This is a genomic window from Agromyces sp. P1_H4 (genome assembly GCF_056405255.1).
Window position 1 is genome coordinate 1 of record NZ_JBFUCL010000039.1, and the last position, 17,087, is coordinate 17,087.

The window sequence follows — 17,087 nt, forward strand, 5'->3', positions numbered from 1 at the left end:
GGTAGAGGTAGGGCCGCGTCGTCAGCACGTCGGTGTCGGTGAAGGTCGGCTCGCTGACCGTCGCCACCTGCTCGAACGGGATGTGGGCCCGCGTCGAGCGGAACCCCTTCCACTGCACGGCGTCGCCGGCGTCGGCCCACGCGAGGGTGTCCGAGTTGCGGTCGAGCGCGGTCGTCGCGATGCCCGTGGGCACGGCAGGCAGGGGCACGCTCGCGGGGACGCGGTCTACGGTCACGCGGTCGGACTGGCGCGACGCGCGGTCGCCCTTGAGGGTGGCGACGGCGTAGTCGTAGCTCTCGCCGAGCTCGACGTCGGCGTCCTCGAAGGCGGGAGCCGCCCCGTCGGCGGGCGCGGGCACCGTGCCGATCTCGGCCAGGGTGCCGCCCGGCGCGGAGCGGAACACGGTGTAGCCCGTGGCATCCGGAACCGGCTGCCAGCCGAGCGTGATCGTCTCGTCCGTCGCGTCGACGGCGGATGCCGCGAGCCCCGCGGGTGCGGCCAGCGGCGTCTGCACACGGATGCCGTTGATGCGCCCGTCGCCACCCGTCACCCGGATGCTCAACTGCCCGTCGGCGACCTGGATCGCGGGGAAGTACGCCTCGTGCACGTTGCCGGTGGTGGTGCGCGGGCCTGCATAGGCGGTGCCCTCGATGTCGAAGTTCGTGCCGTTGCTGGCGATGAGGTCGCCGGCCCACGTCGTGACCTCGTAGGTGCCGTTCGGCACGTCGACGGCGAACGCCTGCGTGTTCCCGATCGTGAAGTCGCGCGCCATGAGGTCGTCGCCGCCGCGGTCGCGGAAGCCGTTCGAGGCAGGTGCGGTCGTGAAGCCGTAGCCCGCAGCGGCGGAGTAGGCGGTGCCGGGGTGGACGCCGATCCAGCCGGCTGCGACCGGCGTGGCCGGACCGCCGAAGTCGAAGGCGAGGTCGACGTCGGATTCGGCGGCCACGGCCGGGGCGGCGGTCAGGGCGGCGCCGGCGACGAGCGCGGCGCCGGCGAGCGCGGCGATGATCGGCCGCGCGCGGGCAGTTCGGACGTGTGGACCCACGTGGATCTCCTTCGATCGTGTGCTGTGCTGGTCGGCAGCGTCCGTGCTCGCCGCGGGCGACTCCATCGAGACAGACGCGGGAAAGCGCTTTCTCGATGAATCGTCTCAATCCTCACCCGCGAGGAGTCCGCGCGTCAAGCCCTGCACGCGATCGAAGGGCCGGCGGCTCGACGCGCTGTGTGCTCCTACGCGTCGACCACGTCGCTCGGGGGCGGCAGGAGCCGGGTGAGCTGCGCACCCGACGGGACGATGGACGGGTCGATCAGCCACACGACGGCCAGGCCGTTCACGAGCGCGAAGTAGTACGCGGCGAGCGCTCGCAGGTCGTCGTCGCCGAGTCCGGGAAGCTCCTCGGCGAGCAGCTCGGCGATGCCGTCGACCGCGCCTGACTGCGCGGCCCGCAGCCGCTCGGCGACCACCGGGATCCGGTCGATCTGGGCGAGGTTCTCCATGCTCGCGGCGAGGAGCTGCCGTTGGTCGCTGAACGCCGTGAGCGACGCATCCCAGATGCGTCCGAGCAGCTCGGCCTTCGGGGCGCCTCGCAGCGCGACATCCAGTGCGTCGCCGATCTGGATGCCGGTGCCGAGCAGCGCCTCGGACATGAGGGCCTCCTTGCTGCCGAAGTGGTAGCCGATCGCGGCCAGGCTCACGCCGGCCGCACCCGCGATGTCGCGCGCCGTGGTGCGGGCGTAGCCCTTCTCGATGATGCAGCGCCGTGCGCCGTCCAGCAGGTCCTCACGATTGCCCATGGGATCCATCATATCGGAGTTTGTACATTTGTATTAGACATACGTCTCATACGCCCGTACTATCAAGCTCAGCCGCAAACGCGGCGAACGGCTCCGAGGAGGAATCATGAAGGTGCTCATCTCCGGCGGCGGCATCGCCGGCCTGACCGCGGCCCACGCACTCAGCGACGGCGGACACGACGTGACGGTCGTCGAACTCGCCCCGGACCTGCGGCCGGGCGGGCAGCTCGTCGACCTGCGCGGTACCTCGCGCGAGGCGGCTGCACGCCTGGGCCTGCTCGAGGCGATCACCGCCGCGCAGCTCCCCCAGCGCGGCATGCGCTACGTCGACGACCGCGGCCGCACGCTCGCCGAGCTCGGCGTCGAGATGTTCGGCGGCCAGGGCCCGGTCGCCGACCTCGAGATCCTGCGCGGCGACCTCACCCGCGTGCTCTTCGAGATCGTCGCCGGGCGTGTCGACCTGCGATTCGGGGAGTCGATCGCGTCGCTCTCCCTCGATGACACGGGCGTCGACGTGGCGTTCGAGCATGGCGGCCCCGAGCGGTTCGACCTCGTGGTGGCCGCCGACGGCCTGCACTCGAAGGTGCGTCGTCTCGTGTGGGGGCCCGAGGCCGACTACGTGCGCTCGCTCGGCGGCGTGACCTCGTTCTTCGACGTGCCCGAGCCCGAGCCCCTCGACGGCTGGTCGCTCATGGACATCCTGCCGGGGCGCCGCATGGTGATGATCCGGCCGGATGCCGCACCCGGACGCTCGAAGGCGATCGTCACGTGGTTCGGCGAGCACGACCTCCCCGACCGCCGCGACGTCGAAGCCCAGAAGCAGCTCGTGCGCTCGGCCCTCGCCGACGGCGTGTGGCATCTGCCGGCGCTCTCGGCGGCACTCGACACCACGTCGGAGTTCTACTTCGACGCGCTCGTGCAGGTGCACATGCCCGAGCTCTCGCGCGGTCGCGTCGTGCTGCTCGGCGACGCCGGCTACTGCACCTCCCCGCTCAGCGGCCAGGGCACCGCGCTCGCGCTCATCGGCGCGTACCTCCTCGCGAGCGAGCTCGGCCGCCGCCCCGACGGCCAGGCCGTCGAGTCGCTGCAGGCGTACGAGCGCGAGATGGCGCCGCACATCGAGGCCGGACGCGAGCTGCCGCCCGGATCGGGCTCGTTCGCGACCCCGAAGTCGCGCCTCGGCATCCGGGTGCTGCACGGCTACATCCGCCTGTCGGCGCGCCGGCCGCTGCTCACGGTCGTCGAGAAGGCCATGAGCAGCCGGCACGACGTGCCGCTGCCCGCGTACGACGCCGTCGGGGTGTGACGACGGATGCCGCGCGATGGTGTCACTTCGGCACTTCGGCACTTCGGCACTTCGGCACTTCGGCACCGGTTTCGGGGAGGAGAAACTGTTTCGGCTCGAGTGACGCGCGCGCCCGCGGTCATTGCCGCCGCTGCAGCCGCGGAGTAGCGTTCGAGCTTTCGCCCGCCGACCCATTACAGAGCGAGACGACGGACAGCGCAGCCGGAGGAGGATCTCATGAAGGCCGTCATCGTGACCGAGCAGGGCCAGGGCGTGGAGGGCATGACCCTGACCGACCTCCCCCACCCGCACGCCGCCGAGAACGACGTCATCGTGCGCGTGCACGCTGCGGGATTCACGACCGGCGAACTCACCTGGCCCGCGACCTGGACCGACCGCGCCGGACGCGACCGCACGCCGAGCGTGCCGGGCCACGAACTCGCCGGGGTCGTGGCCGAGCTCGGCTACGGCACCACCGGGCTCACCGTCGGGCAGCGCGTGTTCGGGCTGGCGGATTGGACGCGCAACGGCGCGCTCGCCGAGTACACCGCGGTCGAGGCGCGGAACCTCGCTCCCCTGCCCGCGAACGTGGACTTCGTCACGGCGGCCGCCGTGCCCATCTCGGGACTCACGTCGTGGCAGGGGCTGTTCCAGCACGGCCGCCTGGAGACGGGACAGTCCGTGCTGATCCACGGGGCCGGTGGTGCGGTCGGTTCCATCGCCGTCCAGCTCGCACATGAGGTCGGCGCGCGGGTCATCGGAACCGGGCGCGCCGAGCACGAGGACTCGGTCCTCGCATTCGGTACCGACGAATTCGTCGACCTGGAGTCCGACCGGCTGGAGGCCTTCGACCCGGTCGACCTCGTGTTCGACGTCATCGGCGGCGAGGTCTTCGAGCGGTCCCTGGACGTCCTGCGACCCGGGGGGCGGATCATCACCATCGCGGCCCCGCCACCCCGTCAACCGGAGGACGGCCAGGCGATCTTCTTCGTCGTCGAGCCCGACCGAGCCCAGCTCGCCGAGTTGGCCCGGCGCCTGCAGGACGGGCGGCTGAAGCCCCTCGTCGGCGCCGTCCGATCGCTCGCCGACGCCGCAGAGGCGTTCGCGCCCGGCACTCGGGTGCGGGGTTCCACCATCATCGCCGTGGCGTGACCTCGCGCCCCTACCGCTGCGGCACCGGCGCCCACGCGCCGGTCGGCACGGCCGCAGGCGCGGCATCTGCCCCGAACCGGTCGAGACGGAACGACGTCAGCACCGGCGACGGCGATCCGGTGAGGATCTCCTCGGCGAGGAGCTCGCCGAGGATGAGCCCGAGCGTCGCGCCCGAGTGCGTGAAGACGGCGTACAGGCCGTCGACCGAGGGCACCGCGCCCACGACCGGCTCGCCGTCGCCCGGGATCGGCTTCAGGCCGGCGCCGACTCGCTGCGCGGTCAGCCGCGGGTTGGCCGCGAGCACCTTCGAGGCCTCGTCGAGCAGCCCCTGGACCGACTCCTCGGGTACCGTGAGCGCGCCGTCGTCACCGACGAYGATCGACTGCTCCGCCCAGTCGGCGTCGAGCACGAGCCGGCCGTCGGGCGTCGGGCGGATCGCGACGCGCGGCGTGTTCAGCACGGTCGTCACCTCGACGTCCACGGGGTCGGTGAAGAGCACGAACGCCGCGGGCGTGGCATCCGGAACCGTCACCCCGAGGGTCGCCAGGTGGGCCGGCACCGCGGGACCCGTCGCGAGCACGACCCGGTCGGCCGCGACCCGCGTGCCATCGCCGAGGACCACGCCGGTCGCCGAGCCGTCCTGCACGTTGACGCGGGCGTCGCCGGCGTGCTCGATCACGCGCGCGCCGTCGGCCATGGCCTCCTCGACCAGCGCCGCGATGAGGTCGGGCAGGCTCACCCAGCCCTCGCCGGGGTTGAAGATCGCGCCCTCGTCGGCGACCGCGTCGGGGTTCACGTCAGGCGCGATCGCGGCCACGTCGGCACGGTCGATCCAGACGGCGTCGTAGCCGCCGGCGCGTTCGAACCCGAAGGTCTCGCGGAAGCTCTCGCCCGGCGCGGCCCACTTCAGTGCGCCGTCGAACCGCAGGTACGCCCGGCTCTCGGGGTGGCGCACACTCCACGTGCGGTAGCGGTCCAGCGCGAGCAGGCGCAGGTAGTGGTACTCGGCCGAGCGGTCGCCCGACGAGTTCAGCCAGGCGATCGAGCGGCCGGATGCGCCGTCGGCGAGCGACCCGGCGGTGACGAGTGTCACCTGGGCGCCGCCTCTGGCGAGGTGCGCGGCGGTCGAGGCGCCGAGGATGCCCCCGCCGATGACGACGACGCGGGTGGACTGTGTGGTGGGCATGCTGATGGTTCTCTTCCTTGTCATGAAGTCAGGTCGTGTGACGGGCGTCAGGCGGTGACGGGCGTCAGGCGGTGACGGATGCCGCGGCGTGCGCGTGCTCGATCACCTCGAGCACCGCGACGGCGTCGGCCGGGTCGACCGGCAGCGGGCCGCCGTCGCGCAGGGCGACCGCGAGCAGTCGGTAGAACTCGCCGTAGTCGCCGCGCTTCGTCGGCACCGGGCGGGTGTCGCCGTCGGCGCCGAGCACGCCCCAGCGCGCCTCGGGCGTCTCACCGAACCCGGGATCGGTGGGCAGCGCGCCGGCGAGCAGCGACGGCTCCTGCACGTCGAGCCCCCAGGTCGCGTAGCCGGCGCGTGAGCCGAGCACGTGGAACCGCGGTCCGAAGAGGGGCGCGACGGCGCTCATCCACAGGTGCGAGGTGACGCCCGACGCGTGCTCGAGCGCGAGGAACACGTCGTCGTCGGCCGCGGCTTCGCGCCGGCGGCGGGCGAGCTCGACGTACAGGTCGGACACCGGCCCGAACAGCTGCATCGCCTGGTCGATGAGGTGCGTGCCGAGGTCGTAGAGGATGCCGCCGCCCTCGCGGGCCGTCGCCTCCGTCTTCCACGACGCGGCCGGCTCGGGCTGCCACCACTCGAACCGCGACTCGAAGCGGCGCACCTCGCCGAGCGCGCCCGCACCGACGAGCTCGCGCAGGGTGAGGAAGTCACCGTCCCACCGCCGGTTCTGGAACACGGTGAGGCGCCGGCCGAGGCGCTCGGCCTTCGCGATGAGTGCACGACCCTCCTCCGCGGTCACGGCGAACGGCTTGTCGACGACCACGTCGAGCCCGGCGTCGAGAGCCGAATCGGCGAGGGCGGCGTGCGTGCCGCTCGGCGAGCCGATCACCACGAGGTCGAGCTCGGCGGCATCCGCCCACAGCTCCTCGGGCGTCGCGACGACCCGGGCCAGCGGATGCCGCGCCGCGGCCGCCGCCCGCCGCGACGGGTCGCGCGTGACGATCACGTCGAGCGAGTAGTCGGGGCTCGCCGCGAGGAACGGCGCGTGGAAGATGCGGCCCGAGACGCCGAAGCCGATGACGGCCGCGCGGATCGGGCGGCGCGCGGCATCCGTCATCACAGCACCTCCGAGAGGAAGCGCTGCAGGCGGGGGCTCTGCGGACGGTCGAAGAGGTCGCCGGGCTTGCCGGACTCGACCACGCGACCCTCGTCCATGAAGACGACCTGATCGGCGACCTTGCGGGCGAAGCCCATCTCGTGGGTGACGACGAGCATGGTCATGCCGCGCTGTGCGAGGCCCGCCATGAGGTTCAGCACGCCCTTCACGAGCTCGGGGTCGAGGGCGCTCGTGGCCTCGTCGAAGAGCATGACCTCGGGCTCCATGGCGAGCGCCCGGGCGATCGCCACGCGCTGCTGCTGGCCGCCGGACAGGTCGCGGGGCCGGTGGTCGGCGCGCTCGGCGAGCCCCACCTCGTCGAGTCGCTCGCGGGCGATGCGCACCGACTCGGCCTTCGAAAGGCCCTTCACGTTGCGGAGGGCGAGTGCGACATTCTGCTCCGCCGTGTGGTCGGGGAAGAGGTTGAAGTGCTGGAAGACCAGGCCGATGCGCTTGCGCACGGCGTCGGGCTTCTGGGTCAGCACGCTCTCGCCGGCGAGTCGCACGTCGCCGGACTTCGGCTCGTGCAGGCGGTTCACGCCACGCAGCAGCGTCGACTTGCCCGAACCCGAGGGCCCGATGATGCAGGTCGTCGTGCCCGGCGCGACCGTGAGACTGACGTCGCGGAGCACGTCGATCTCGCCGTACGCCATGGTGAGGTCGATGAGCTCGAGGCTCGAGCCCGCGTAGAAGTGTCCATCGGTGACGGGCATCGGGGACGTGTAGGTCATGAGTTCTCTCCGTAGGTCAGCGTCGGAGTCGGGTTCTGCTCCTCGACCTCGTCGAGGCCGCTCTTCGGCGGCGCGGCCTTGCGCCGTCCGGTGCGGAAGCGGTTGTCGAAGTAGTTCACGAGGTGCGTGAGCGGAACGGTGATGGCCAGGTAGAACAGGCCGGCCGCGACGAGCGGCGACAGGTTGCCCGTCAGCACCGCGGCATCCTGCCCGACGCGGAACAGCTCGCGCTCGGACACCAGCAGCCCCAGGAAGTACACGAGGCTCGAGTCCTTCACGATGGCGATGAACTGGTTGACGAGGGCGGGGAGCACCCGGCGGACACCCTGCGGCACGACGACGAGCCGCATCGCCTTGCCGTAGCTCATGCCGAGGGCCCGGCAGGCCTCGAGCTGACCGCGGTCGACGCTCTGGATGCCGGCCCGGAAGATCTCCCCCATGTACGCGCTCGCGATGAGGCTGAGGGCCAGGATGCCCAGCGGGTACGGCGAGGGCCCGAAGATCTGCTGGCTGAACCGGGCGAAGCCCTGGCCGATGAGCAGGATCGTGAGGATCGCGGGCAGTCCGCGGAAGATGTCGGTGTAGATGCGCGCGGGGATCCGCAGCCACCGCGAGGGCGAGATGCCCATGATGGCGATGACCATGCCGAGGACGATGCCGATGACGGTCGCCCAGATCGAGATGACCAACGTGTTGACGAGTCCGACGGCGAACAGCTGCGGGAGCACCTGCAGCATCGCATCGAAGTCGAAGAAGGTCGTGATGATGTTGTCGAGCCAGTCCATGGTTCGCTTCCTTCAGAGGAGGGGTGGGGCGGTGCGGGCCGACCGGGCCGACGTGCGAGGCCGACGGCCGACCCGCACCGCGGGCCCGGCTACTGTGCCGGGGCTTCCGACTCGGTCGGAGCCGAGGTCTGCTCGGCCTTGGGGAGGTACTGCTCGGGCATCGGCGAGCCCGGGAACCACTTCTGGTAGAGCTCCTTCCACGTGCCGTCCTCCATGGCGGCGGCGAGCGCCTCGTCGAGTGCCGCCTTGAACTCGGTGTTCCCCTTCGCGATGGCGAACCCGGCGGGCGCGTCGAAGGAGGGGATGTCGATGGCGTTCTCGAGCCCGTACTGCGCCGAGTACTCCTTCGCCGCCTCGTAGTCGAGGAAGTGGGCGTCGATCGCGCCGCTGTTCACGGCCGAGATGGCGGCGTTGTTGTCGGGGAAGCGCACGAGCTCCGTGTCGGTGAAGTGCTTCACCGCGTACGCCTCCTGCAGGGTGCCCTGCACGACGCCGAGCCGCTTGCCGGCCAGGTCGTCCTCGTCGGAGATGTTCGCGTCGGGGCTCGACATCACGGTGAGGTAGCCCGCGAGGTAGCCGTCGGAGAAGTCGACGGTCTGCTTGCGCTCATCGGTGATGCCGATGGCGGCGACGCCGACGTCGAACTGGCCGTTGGCGACCGCGGAGAGCAGGCCCGAGAAGTCCTGGCCGGTGAACACGACGTCGTCGATGCCGATACGGTCGGCGACATCTGTGAAGAGCTCGACGTCGAACCCCGTGAATTCGCCGTTCTCGTCGGTGAACGTGTAGGGCTTCGCGTCGCCGAGGCTCGCGACCCGGATCTGGCCCGGGGTGATGAGGTGGTAGGGGTTGTCCTCGGCGGACGCGCCGCCCGTGCTCGCGCCGGCCGAGGAGCAGGCGGCGAGGGCGAGGGCGGCCGCCGCGGCCGCGGCGGCGATGCCGGCCCGGCGGAAGGTGGTGCGGTTGATCACGATGATCCTCTCGTTGCGGTGATTGTCGTGCGGTGCTGCGGTTGCGGGTATCCCGTTGCGGCCTGGCGGCTTCGCGTGCTGCGAATCACGGCCGTGTGGATCTGATCTTGTTGAGACCGGTCTCAATCCGGTAGGTTGAGACCGGTCTCAATGCGTTTTCTGGGACAGTACGCGACGATTCCCGCTCGCGTCAACACTTTTCTCACTTTTGCTGGAGGAGCGGTGGGCGAACCCCCCAACGGCCACGGCCAGGCGAACGGCAACGGCCGACGCGAGGTGACCGTGAGCGACGTCGCGGCCGCGGCCAAGGTCTCCAAGGCCACGGCCGCACGCGCGCTCGGCGACTACGGCGCGGTCAGCGAGGCCGTGCGCGACCGCGTGCAGGCGGCCGCGGAACAGCTCGGCTACCGCCCCAATGCGCTGGCCCGCACCATGAGCACCGGCCGCTCGAACACGCTCGGCATCGTCGTCGGCGACATCGAGAACCCGTTCTTCGCCCAGGCCACGCGGGGGGCGGCGGATGTCGCGAACGCCGCCGGATTCGACCTGATCCTCTCGAACTCCGACGAGGAGGCCGAGACCGAGGAGAAGGCCATCGGCGTGCAACTGGCCAAGCGCGTGGACGGGCTGCTCGTCGCGCCCGCGTCATCCGTCGACCTCGACAACCTGCGCACGATCATCGACGCCGGCCGCCCCCTCGTGCTCTTCGACCGGGCCGCGCCCGACCTCGAGGTCGACACCGTCATCGCCGACAACCATCGCGGCGCCGCACAGCTCACGGGCCTGCTCACCGCGGCCGGCCACCGTCGCATCGCGTTCATCTCGACCATCCGCCACCCCGGCGGCTACCGTCGCGGCGACGCGCTCGGCTCGTCCTCGGTCGCCGACCGCGTGCAGGGCTTCATCGAGACGCTCGACGGCGCCGGCGTGCCCGACCCCGAGTCATTCGTGCACCTGAACGCCCGGCAGGAGGGCGTCGAGCCGCTCGCCCGGCGCCTCCTCGAGGACCGCGACCGCGGCATCACCGCCATCGTCGCCTCCGACAGCCTCATCGCGCTCGGAGTCTTCCGTGCCGCCCGAGCCCTCGGCCGCAGCATCCCTCACGACCTGTCGCTCGTCGCGTTCGACGACGCCGACTGGACGGCGGTGACGACGCCCGCGGTCACGGTGATGGCGCAGCCCATCCACGAGATCGGTGCCGAGGCGGCGCGCCTGCTCATCCGGCGCATCGGCGGCGACGGCGGGCCCGTCGTCACCCGCACGCTGCCCCAGCACCTCATCGAGCGGGACTCGGTGGCGCCGCCGGCGCAGCGCTGAGCGGATGCCGCGAGCCCGCGCCCGCGGCATCCGCTCGGCTCAGGTGAGGTCACCCGCGCACGGGCTCAGTGCTCGACGTCGAAGACCGACTTCACCACGCCGTTCGAGTAGGCCTCGTGCTCGACGAGCTTGAGCGTGCCCTGCTCGTGCCCGCTGAAGAGGCGCTTGCCCTCGCCGAGCACGACGGGGAAGACGAGCAGGTGATAGCGGTCTACGAGGCCGGCCTCGCCCAGCGCCTTCGCGAGCGTCGGGCTGCCGTGCACGAGGATGTTGCCGCCGTCGCCCTGCTTGAGCTCAGCCACCTCGTCGAGCGATCGCAGCACCGAGGTGTTGTTCCACTCGGGATCGCTGAGCGTGGTCGAGACGACGTACTTGGGCATGGCGTTGTAGTCCTCGAATTCCGCCATCTTCGGCCAGACCGGCGCGAACTCGTCGTAACTCTGGCGGCCGATGAGCATCGCGCCCGCCTCGACCTGCTCGCGGCCCTTGATCTCGTAGGCGTCCGCGACGAACGGCACCTCCTTGAAGGTCCAGCCGGCCCGCGGGTGCTCGCCGCCGCCGGGCGAGTCGACGACGCCGTCGAGGGTGATGAACTCGGTGACGATGAGGGTGCGCATGATGGTTCCTTCGCTGATCGTTCGAGGCGGGCGGTCCGCCTCTCATTCTGGACGTCGAACGGATGCCGCGGCAGATCGACATCGCCGGGAAACTCGTCTCGGCCGGGGTCGCGTCCGCGGGCGTAGCGTGGAATCATGCGACCCGACCCCGAGCAGGACGAGCCTCGCCACGGCGGAGAGCTCGACGGGGCCGTGTGCTGGTTGGCCGCGACCTGCGCCGAGTGCGGCGCGCTCATCGAGGGCGGCACCTGCTGGAACTGCGGTGCCCGGCGCACCGTGGACGGAGAGACCGGAGGACTGACGTGACGGATCGCTCGGCCGAGCTCACGACGATGCTCGGCATCGACCACCCCATCGTGCTCGGCCCCTTCGGCGGGCTGTCGTCGGTCGAACTCACCGCGGCGGTGAGCGGGCTCGGCGGGCTCGGCTCGTTCGGCCTCTACGGGTTCGACGCGGGCCGAATCGGCGAGGCCGCGGCGGCGATCCGTGCGGCGACGAGCCGACCGTTCAACCTCAACGTGTGGCTGCCCATCGAGGCGGATGCCGCGGCCGACGCACCGCTCGCACCTGGTGGGTTCGCGGCGGCGGTCGGCGCACTGCGCCCGTACTTCGACGAGGTCGGCCTGCCCGTGCCGACGGAGCCGCCGGCCGCGTACCTCCCGTCGTTCGAGGAGCAGTGGGCCGCCGTGCTCGAGGCACGCCCTGCGGTGGCGAGCTTCGTGTTCGGCGTGCCGCCCGCCGAGGTGGTCGAGCGCGCGCGGGCGCGCGGCATCCGTCTCGTGGGCACGGCGACGTCGGTCGACGAGGCGGTCGCCCTCGAGACGAGCGGCGTGGACGCGATCGTGGCGACCGGGCTCGAGGCCGGCGGGCACCGGGTGTCGTTCCTGCGTCCGGCCGAGCAGTCGCTCATCGGGTCGATCTCACTGATCCCGCAGGTGGCCGACGCGGTGTCCGTGCCGGTCATCGCGGCGGGCGGCATCGCGGATCGGCGGGGCGTCGCCGCGGCCATCGCCCTCGGCGCAGCCGGCGTGCAGGTGGGCACGGCGTTCCTCCGCACGCGGCAGTCGGCCACGAACGACGCGCACCGTGCGGCGATCGGCAGCACCGCGGCCCATGAGACGGTGCTCACCCGCGCGATGAGCGGTCGGCTCGCCCGGGGAGCGCGCAACCGGGTCGTGCGCGAGATCGAGGCATCCGGCACCATCGCGCCGTTCCCGGTGCAGAACTGGCTGACGGGCAAGTTCCGCGCTGAGGCCGTGCGCCAGGGGCGGGGCGACCTGCAGTCGCTGTGGATGGGCCAGTCGGCGCCGCTCGCGAAGCACGACGACGTGCGTGCGGTCTTCGAGGAGCTCGTGGCCGGGCTTCCCGACTGACGCGCACAGGGGCGGTCGGCGGTCGAGCGTCAGCCGTCGCGCGCCTCCTCGAGGCGCGTGCTGTCGCGCCCCCACCACGTCGTCACGTCGACGCCGTGCTGCTCGGCGTCGGCGAGCGTCCACCACTCGGGCGCGTTCGAGTCGTCGGCGAGGCGACCACCGGCGGCGAGCGCAGCCGCGATGCGGGCCTCGACCTGGTCGTGGGGCACGCACACGTCGACGTGGATGCGGCCGCGGCCGGGGGCGACCCGGTCTTCGGGCTGGAGGAAGAACGACGAGTTGCGCCGCAGCGGGTCGACGAGATGCGTGTCGTTCGGCCGCACGTAGCCGAGCACCGCGGCCCAGAACGGGGATACCTCGGCCGACGGCGGCGAGGCGACGGCGGTCTGCACGACCTGCAGCACCGACGGGTCGGCCTCGAGGCCGAGGTCGCCCGCCGCCTCCGAGATACGACGCGCCAGGTCGACATCGTGTTCGCTGAGGTCCCGGATGCCGCGGGTGATGAGCTTCACCGCGACGCCCTCGCGGCGCAGGTCGACGTCGGGGTCGTGCCGGGTGGGCGCCACCAGCTCGGCGATCGTGGCGACGAGGGCGGCGCCCTGCGCGTACGACGTCGCCCGGAAGAACGCGTGCGCGCCCCAGAACAGCACCCGCCAGTCGTCGACGCCCGCGGCCGCGTGGAACTGCTCGGGAGTGATCGGCTCGGCGTCCATGACCCCATGGTGTCGGGCACCGCCGACACGGGCAAGAACCAGCCGACTACGTCGCCCGCTCGGCGCCCGTCTGCTCGGCCGACGTCGACTCGGCGCCCGTCTGCTCCGCCGCGGCGGCCTCGGCCCCTTCGGCGACGACGGCGTCGTGCCGCTTCCGCGTGACCAGGTAGGAGCCGGCGAGCACGAGCGCGAACCCGACGATGGTCCAGATCGTGACCCGCTCGCCGAGCACCACCACGCCGGCGATGATCGCGACCGCCGGGTTGACGTAGGTGATCGTGGTCGCCTTGACCGGCCCGATCTCGGCGACGAGGCCGACCATGAGCAGGAACGCGAGTGCGCTGCAGACCACCGCGAGCACGATGACCGACACGATGACCGCCGTGGACGGCACCTCGGTCGGCCACCCGCCGGTGAACAGCACGAACGGGACGTACACGACGGCGGTTGCCGCGAGCGACACGGCGACGACGCCGACGCCCGGCAAATCGGACATCCACCGCGACAGGATCGCCGGACCGAGCGCGTAGCCGACCACCACGACCGCCATCTGTGCGACGGCGATGAGGTCGGATCCGGCCATGTCGAGGCCGACGAGGGCCGCGACGCCGAGCATGCCGAGGGCGATGCCGAGCCAGTTGACGCGCGAGAGCCGCTCGGGGCGCCCCATCAGGAACGCGATCGCCACGCCGGCGAGCGGCACCGTGGCGAGCAGCAGGCCCGCGGTCGACGACGGCAGGTGCTGCTCGGCCGAGCTGAGGAAGTACCACGGGAGGATGATCTCGACGATCGTGTAGGCGAGCATCGGCTTCCACCGACGCACCACCGACCAGACCTCGCGGCGGAAGAACGCCAGCGGCAGCAGCAGTACTGCGGCCAGCGCCGACCGCCCGAGGACCACCATGCCGGGATCGAGCTCGCTCACCGCGACCTTGATGAACAGGTAGGGGATGCCCCACGCGATGCCGAGCGCGACGAAGAGGATCAGCCCACGACGAGTCACCAGCTCATTCTGGCGGCTGCCGCCGACAGCGGCCGACCTGCGCCTGCCGACTGCGCGCGAAATCCCGCCAACCGCACGGCCGGGCGTCGGGGACGACGCAGCGGATGCCGCGACGCTGCCGCCGCGGCATCCGCTTATCGCGCCCGATCAGCCCTGTGCGAGCAGCTCCAGCGTGTCGATCACGCGGTTCGAGAAACCCCATTCGTTGTCGTACCAGGCGACGACCTTGACGTGCTTGCCGTCGACGCGGGTGAGCGCGGCGTCGAAGATCGACGAGGCCGGGTTCCCCGTGATGTCCGACGACACCAGCGGGTCCTCGGAGTACTCGAGGATGCCGGCGAGCGGCCCCTCGGCCGCCGCGCGGTAAGCGGCGAGCACCTCATCGACGGTGACGTCGCGGGCGACCGTCGTGTTGAGCTCGACGATCGAGCCGACGGGCACGGGCACGCGGATCGAGTCGCCCGACAGCTTGCCGTCGAGGCCCGGCAGGACGAGGCCGATGGCCTTCGCGGCGCCGGTCGTGGTCGGCACGATGTTCACGCCGGCGGCGCGAGCGCGACGCGGGTCGCGGTGCGGGCCGTCCTGCAGGTTCTGCTCCTGCGTGTAGGCGTGCACGGTCGTCATGAACCCGTGCTCGATGCCGGCCAGGTCGTCGAGCACCTTGGCGAGCGGGGCGAGCGCGTTCGTGGTGCACGAGGCGTTCGAGATGATCGTGTGGGCGGATGCGTCATACGCCTCGGTGTTCACGCCGTAGGCGAGGGTGACGTCGGCGCCGTCGGCCGGTGCGCTCACCAGCACCTTCTTGGCCCCCGCGTCGAGGTGCGCCGACGCGGCCTGCTTCGACGTGAACCGGCCCGTCGACTCGAGCACGATATCGACCTCGAGCTCGGCCCACGGCAGGTTCGCGGGGTCGCGCTCGGCGAGCACCTTGATGCGGCGACCATCGACGACGAGCGTGTCGCCGTCGACCTCGACGGGGCGGCCGAGCCGGCCGCCGGTGCTGTCGAAGCGCAGCAGCTGTGCGAGCGCCTTGGGGTCGGTGAGGTCGTTCACGGCGACGACCTCGAGGTCGGAGTCGCGCTCGAGGAGGGCGCGGAGCACGTTGCGGCCGATGCGGCCGAATCCGTTGACGGCGATGCGAGTCATGAAGGGTGGATCCTTTCGTTCCCCTCCACCATCGTCGTTCGGCTGCTTGCGGGCGAGTGGCTGGAACGACAGCGTGCGCAAGCTTCGCGCCATGCCTGCGCCGCCCTGCGGCGGCATCCGCTCAGCGCGACACGGGCACGAGCGTCACGTCGCGCAGCACCCCGGCGTCGGCGAGCGCCGTCATCATCGTGCACATCGGCTGCCGGCGCCGGTCGGTCGGCGAGCCGGGATTGAGCAGTCGGATGCCATGGGGCGTCGTCGTGTCCCACGGGATGTGGCTGTGCCCGAACACGAGCACGTCCATCCCGTCGGATGCATCGGGGCCGGCGTACGCGGCATCCATGCGCGCCTCGCGGCCACCCGCGGCGCCCGTCTCGTGCACGACGCCGAACCGCACGCCGCCCGCCTCGAACCGGCCGAACTCGCCCAGCCGCCTGTGCAGCTCGGGCCCGTCGTTGTTGCCGGCCACGCCCACGAGCCGCGCGGCCCGCGCCTCGATCGCGTCGAGCGTGGCGACGTCCACCCAGTCGCCCGCGTGCACCACGACCTCGGCGTCGTCGATCGCGCGCCACACGTCGTCGGGCAGCCGCCGGGCCCGAGCGGGCACGTGGGTGTCGGAGATGAGGAGGAGCCGCGTCGCCACCGTCCCATCATGGCGCGCCGGCGGCATCCGGAGCAGTGTCCGACGATCAGGCCGCGGGCCGGTCGGGGCCGCCCAGCAGGAGCTTGATCGACTCGAGGTTCGCCTCCGACGAGGTGAGCAACGCGCGGATCTCGTCGAGCGTGGTCCCGTCTGCGGCATTCGCAGCCGCACCAGCCTCAGCATCAGTCCCCGATGCGGGCGCTGGCTCGTCGGCATCCTCCTTCCGCGGAGCCAGGAACAGGTTCGCCAGGTAGCCGGTGAAGGTGCCGAAGATGCCCACGCCCACGATGATGATGACGACGCCGGCGATCCGGCCGGGGTTGGTGGTCGGGTAGTAGTCGCCGTAGCCGACGGTCGAGATGGTGACCAGCGTGTACCAGAGCGCATCGGACGCGGTGGTGATGTTCGCGCCGGGGGCGTGCTCCTCGAGGAAGAGCATCGTGAGGCTGCCGAACTGGAGCACGAGCACGCCCATGAGGAGCAGCGCATACAGCGCGCTCCCGGCCCGATCCTTCACCAGCGTGCGCCAGATGGTGCGCGGTCCGACCTGGCGCATGAGGCGGACGACGCGGACCACGCGGAACAGGCGCAGGACCTTGAACTGCGGGAACGGCAGGCTGGCGAGGAGGTCGGCCCACCCGAAGTGCCGGAAGAAGTACCCGCTGCGACTCGGCGCGGTCGCGAGGCGATAGGTGAAGTCCACGAGGAAGATGCCGCTGAACAGCACGTTCATGACCCAGATCACGGTCGTCAGCGCCTCGTCGTCGACGGCGTACATGAGCACCAGGTTGACGATCGACAGGATCGACAGCACGCCGATGAAGATCTCGTATCCGGTGCTCTTCAGTTCGCTCCGCGCCGCCTTGGCCATGCGTGGATTGTGGCACGCCGCACCCGTGCGGCCCGTCCGCCACGACGGCGCACAGCGGAGCGGGTGCGAATCACCCCGACTCCCCCGGCTGCACGAACGTGTGCCGGTATTCGCTCGGCGAGGTGCCGAGGATGCGGTGGAAGTGCAGCCGCAGGTTCGCGCCCGTGCCGAGGCCGACGCGGTCGGCGATCTGCTCGATGCCGAGGTCGGTGCGCTCGAGCAGCTCGCGGGCGAGGTCGACGCGGGCGCGCAGGATCCACTGCATGGGGGTGGAGCCCGTGTCCTCGAGGAAGCGTCGCGAGAACGTGCGCGGCGACACATTCGCGTGCCGCGCGAGGTCGGCG

General features: G+C 71.5%; 18 protein-coding genes and 1 pseudogene. 5 read left to right on the plus strand and 14 right to left on the minus strand.

From position 1 onward, the window contains the following. Both AC1DY2_RS04440 and AC1DY2_RS04445 read right to left on the minus strand, forming a co-directional pair. A pseudogene (locus AC1DY2_RS04440) lies at positions 1 to 1,045 on the minus strand (hypothetical protein); the annotation flags it as partial. Positions 1,046 to 1,230: 185 nt separating this feature from the next. Then, positions 1,231 to 1,794 carry a TetR/AcrR family transcriptional regulator gene (locus AC1DY2_RS04445; protein WP_476761308.1) on the minus strand — a complete coding sequence of 188 codons (564 nt, stop codon included), beginning with the start codon at positions 1,792 to 1,794 and terminating at the stop codon, positions 1,231 to 1,233. A 106-nt stretch (positions 1,795 to 1,900) separates the two neighbouring features. On the opposite strand from AC1DY2_RS04445, the gene AC1DY2_RS04450 reads away from it, so the two are divergent. Together AC1DY2_RS04450 and AC1DY2_RS04455 are read left to right on the plus strand one after the other, a co-directional pair. Beyond that, the gene (locus AC1DY2_RS04450) at positions 1,901 to 3,100 is read left to right on the plus strand and encodes an FAD-dependent monooxygenase (protein ID WP_476761309.1); all 1,200 of its coding nucleotides are present in this window, start codon (positions 1,901 to 1,903) and stop codon (positions 3,098 to 3,100) included. Between the two features lie 216 nt (positions 3,101 to 3,316). Next, positions 3,317 to 4,231: an NADP-dependent oxidoreductase gene (locus AC1DY2_RS04455; protein WP_476761310.1), complete on the plus strand. Its 915-nt coding sequence runs from the start codon at positions 3,317 to 3,319 to the stop codon at positions 4,229 to 4,231. A 10-nt stretch (positions 4,232 to 4,241) separates the two neighbouring features. Here AC1DY2_RS04455 and AC1DY2_RS04460 read toward each other — a convergent pair whose 3' ends face one another. The 5 genes from AC1DY2_RS04460 to AC1DY2_RS04480 form a co-directional block, all read right to left on the minus strand. Continuing rightward, the gene (locus AC1DY2_RS04460; RefSeq protein ID WP_476761311.1) at positions 4,242 to 5,417 is read right to left on the minus strand and encodes an NAD(P)/FAD-dependent oxidoreductase; all 1,176 of its coding nucleotides are present in this window, start codon (positions 5,415 to 5,417) and stop codon (positions 4,242 to 4,244) included. Positions 5,418 to 5,481: 64 nt separating this feature from the next. After that, positions 5,482 to 6,534: a Gfo/Idh/MocA family protein gene (locus AC1DY2_RS04465; RefSeq protein WP_476761312.1), complete on the minus strand. Its 1,053-nt coding sequence runs from the start codon at positions 6,532 to 6,534 to the stop codon at positions 5,482 to 5,484. Continuing rightward, positions 6,534 to 7,304, minus strand: coding sequence for an amino acid ABC transporter ATP-binding protein (locus tag AC1DY2_RS04470; RefSeq protein WP_476761313.1), 771 nt, complete (start codon positions 7,302 to 7,304; stop codon positions 6,534 to 6,536). Before AC1DY2_RS04470 ends, AC1DY2_RS04465 begins: the two co-directional genes overlap by 1 nt. After that, on the minus strand, positions 7,301 to 8,089 hold the full coding sequence (locus AC1DY2_RS04475; RefSeq protein WP_476761314.1) for an amino acid ABC transporter permease: 789 nt from the start codon (positions 8,087 to 8,089) through the stop codon (positions 7,301 to 7,303). Before AC1DY2_RS04475 ends, AC1DY2_RS04470 begins: the two co-directional genes overlap by 4 nt. An 89-nt stretch (positions 8,090 to 8,178) precedes the next feature. Continuing rightward, positions 8,179 to 9,057 carry an ABC transporter substrate-binding protein gene (locus AC1DY2_RS04480; protein WP_476761324.1) on the minus strand — a complete coding sequence of 293 codons (879 nt, stop codon included), beginning with the start codon at positions 9,055 to 9,057 and terminating at the stop codon, positions 8,179 to 8,181. A gap of 225 nt (positions 9,058 to 9,282) precedes the next feature. Here AC1DY2_RS04480 and AC1DY2_RS04485 point away from each other — a divergent pair, with 225 nt between their 5' ends. Beyond that, positions 9,283 to 10,377 carry a LacI family DNA-binding transcriptional regulator gene (locus AC1DY2_RS04485; protein ID WP_476761315.1) on the plus strand — a complete coding sequence of 365 codons (1,095 nt, stop codon included), beginning with the start codon at positions 9,283 to 9,285 and terminating at the stop codon, positions 10,375 to 10,377. A gap of 65 nt (positions 10,378 to 10,442) precedes the next feature. On the opposite strand, the gene AC1DY2_RS04490 is transcribed toward AC1DY2_RS04485, so the two are convergent. Further along, positions 10,443 to 10,994, minus strand: coding sequence for a dihydrofolate reductase family protein (locus AC1DY2_RS04490; RefSeq protein WP_476761316.1), 552 nt, complete (start codon positions 10,992 to 10,994; stop codon positions 10,443 to 10,445). Between the two features lie 135 nt (positions 10,995 to 11,129). On the opposite strand from AC1DY2_RS04490, the gene AC1DY2_RS04495 reads away from it, so the two are divergent. Beyond that, entirely contained in the window at positions 11,130 to 11,300 is a 171-nt protein-coding gene (locus AC1DY2_RS04495) for a hypothetical protein (protein ID WP_476761317.1), read from the plus strand. 26 nt (positions 11,301 to 11,326) lie between these two features. Beyond that, positions 11,327 to 12,367: an NAD(P)H-dependent flavin oxidoreductase gene (locus AC1DY2_RS04500; RefSeq protein ID WP_476761325.1), complete on the plus strand. Its 1,041-nt coding sequence runs from the start codon at positions 11,327 to 11,329 to the stop codon at positions 12,365 to 12,367. A gap of 29 nt (positions 12,368 to 12,396) precedes the next feature. On the opposite strand, the gene AC1DY2_RS04505 is transcribed toward AC1DY2_RS04500, so the two are convergent. The 6 genes from AC1DY2_RS04505 to AC1DY2_RS04530 all read right to left on the minus strand — a co-directional run. After that, positions 12,397 to 13,080, minus strand: coding sequence for a VOC family protein (locus AC1DY2_RS04505; RefSeq protein ID WP_476761318.1), 684 nt, complete (start codon positions 13,078 to 13,080; stop codon positions 12,397 to 12,399). Between the two features lie 46 nt (positions 13,081 to 13,126). Next, positions 13,127 to 14,083: a DMT family transporter gene (locus AC1DY2_RS04510; RefSeq protein WP_476761319.1), complete on the minus strand. Its 957-nt coding sequence runs from the start codon at positions 14,081 to 14,083 to the stop codon at positions 13,127 to 13,129. A 147-nt stretch (positions 14,084 to 14,230) separates the two neighbouring features. After that, on the minus strand, positions 14,231 to 15,229 hold the full coding sequence (gene gap / locus AC1DY2_RS04515) for a type I glyceraldehyde-3-phosphate dehydrogenase (RefSeq protein WP_476761320.1): 999 nt from the start codon (positions 15,227 to 15,229) through the stop codon (positions 14,231 to 14,233). Between the two features lie 121 nt (positions 15,230 to 15,350). Continuing rightward, positions 15,351 to 15,872, minus strand: coding sequence for a metallophosphoesterase family protein (locus AC1DY2_RS04520; protein WP_476761321.1), 522 nt, complete (start codon positions 15,870 to 15,872; stop codon positions 15,351 to 15,353). A 46-nt stretch (positions 15,873 to 15,918) separates the two neighbouring features. After that, entirely contained in the window at positions 15,919 to 16,743 is an 825-nt protein-coding gene (locus tag AC1DY2_RS04525; RefSeq protein WP_476761322.1) for a potassium channel family protein, read from the minus strand. 70 nt (positions 16,744 to 16,813) lie between these two features. Then, on the minus strand, positions 16,814 to 17,087 hold a 274-nt coding region (locus AC1DY2_RS04530; RefSeq protein ID WP_476761323.1), incomplete at its 5' end, for a helix-turn-helix domain-containing protein.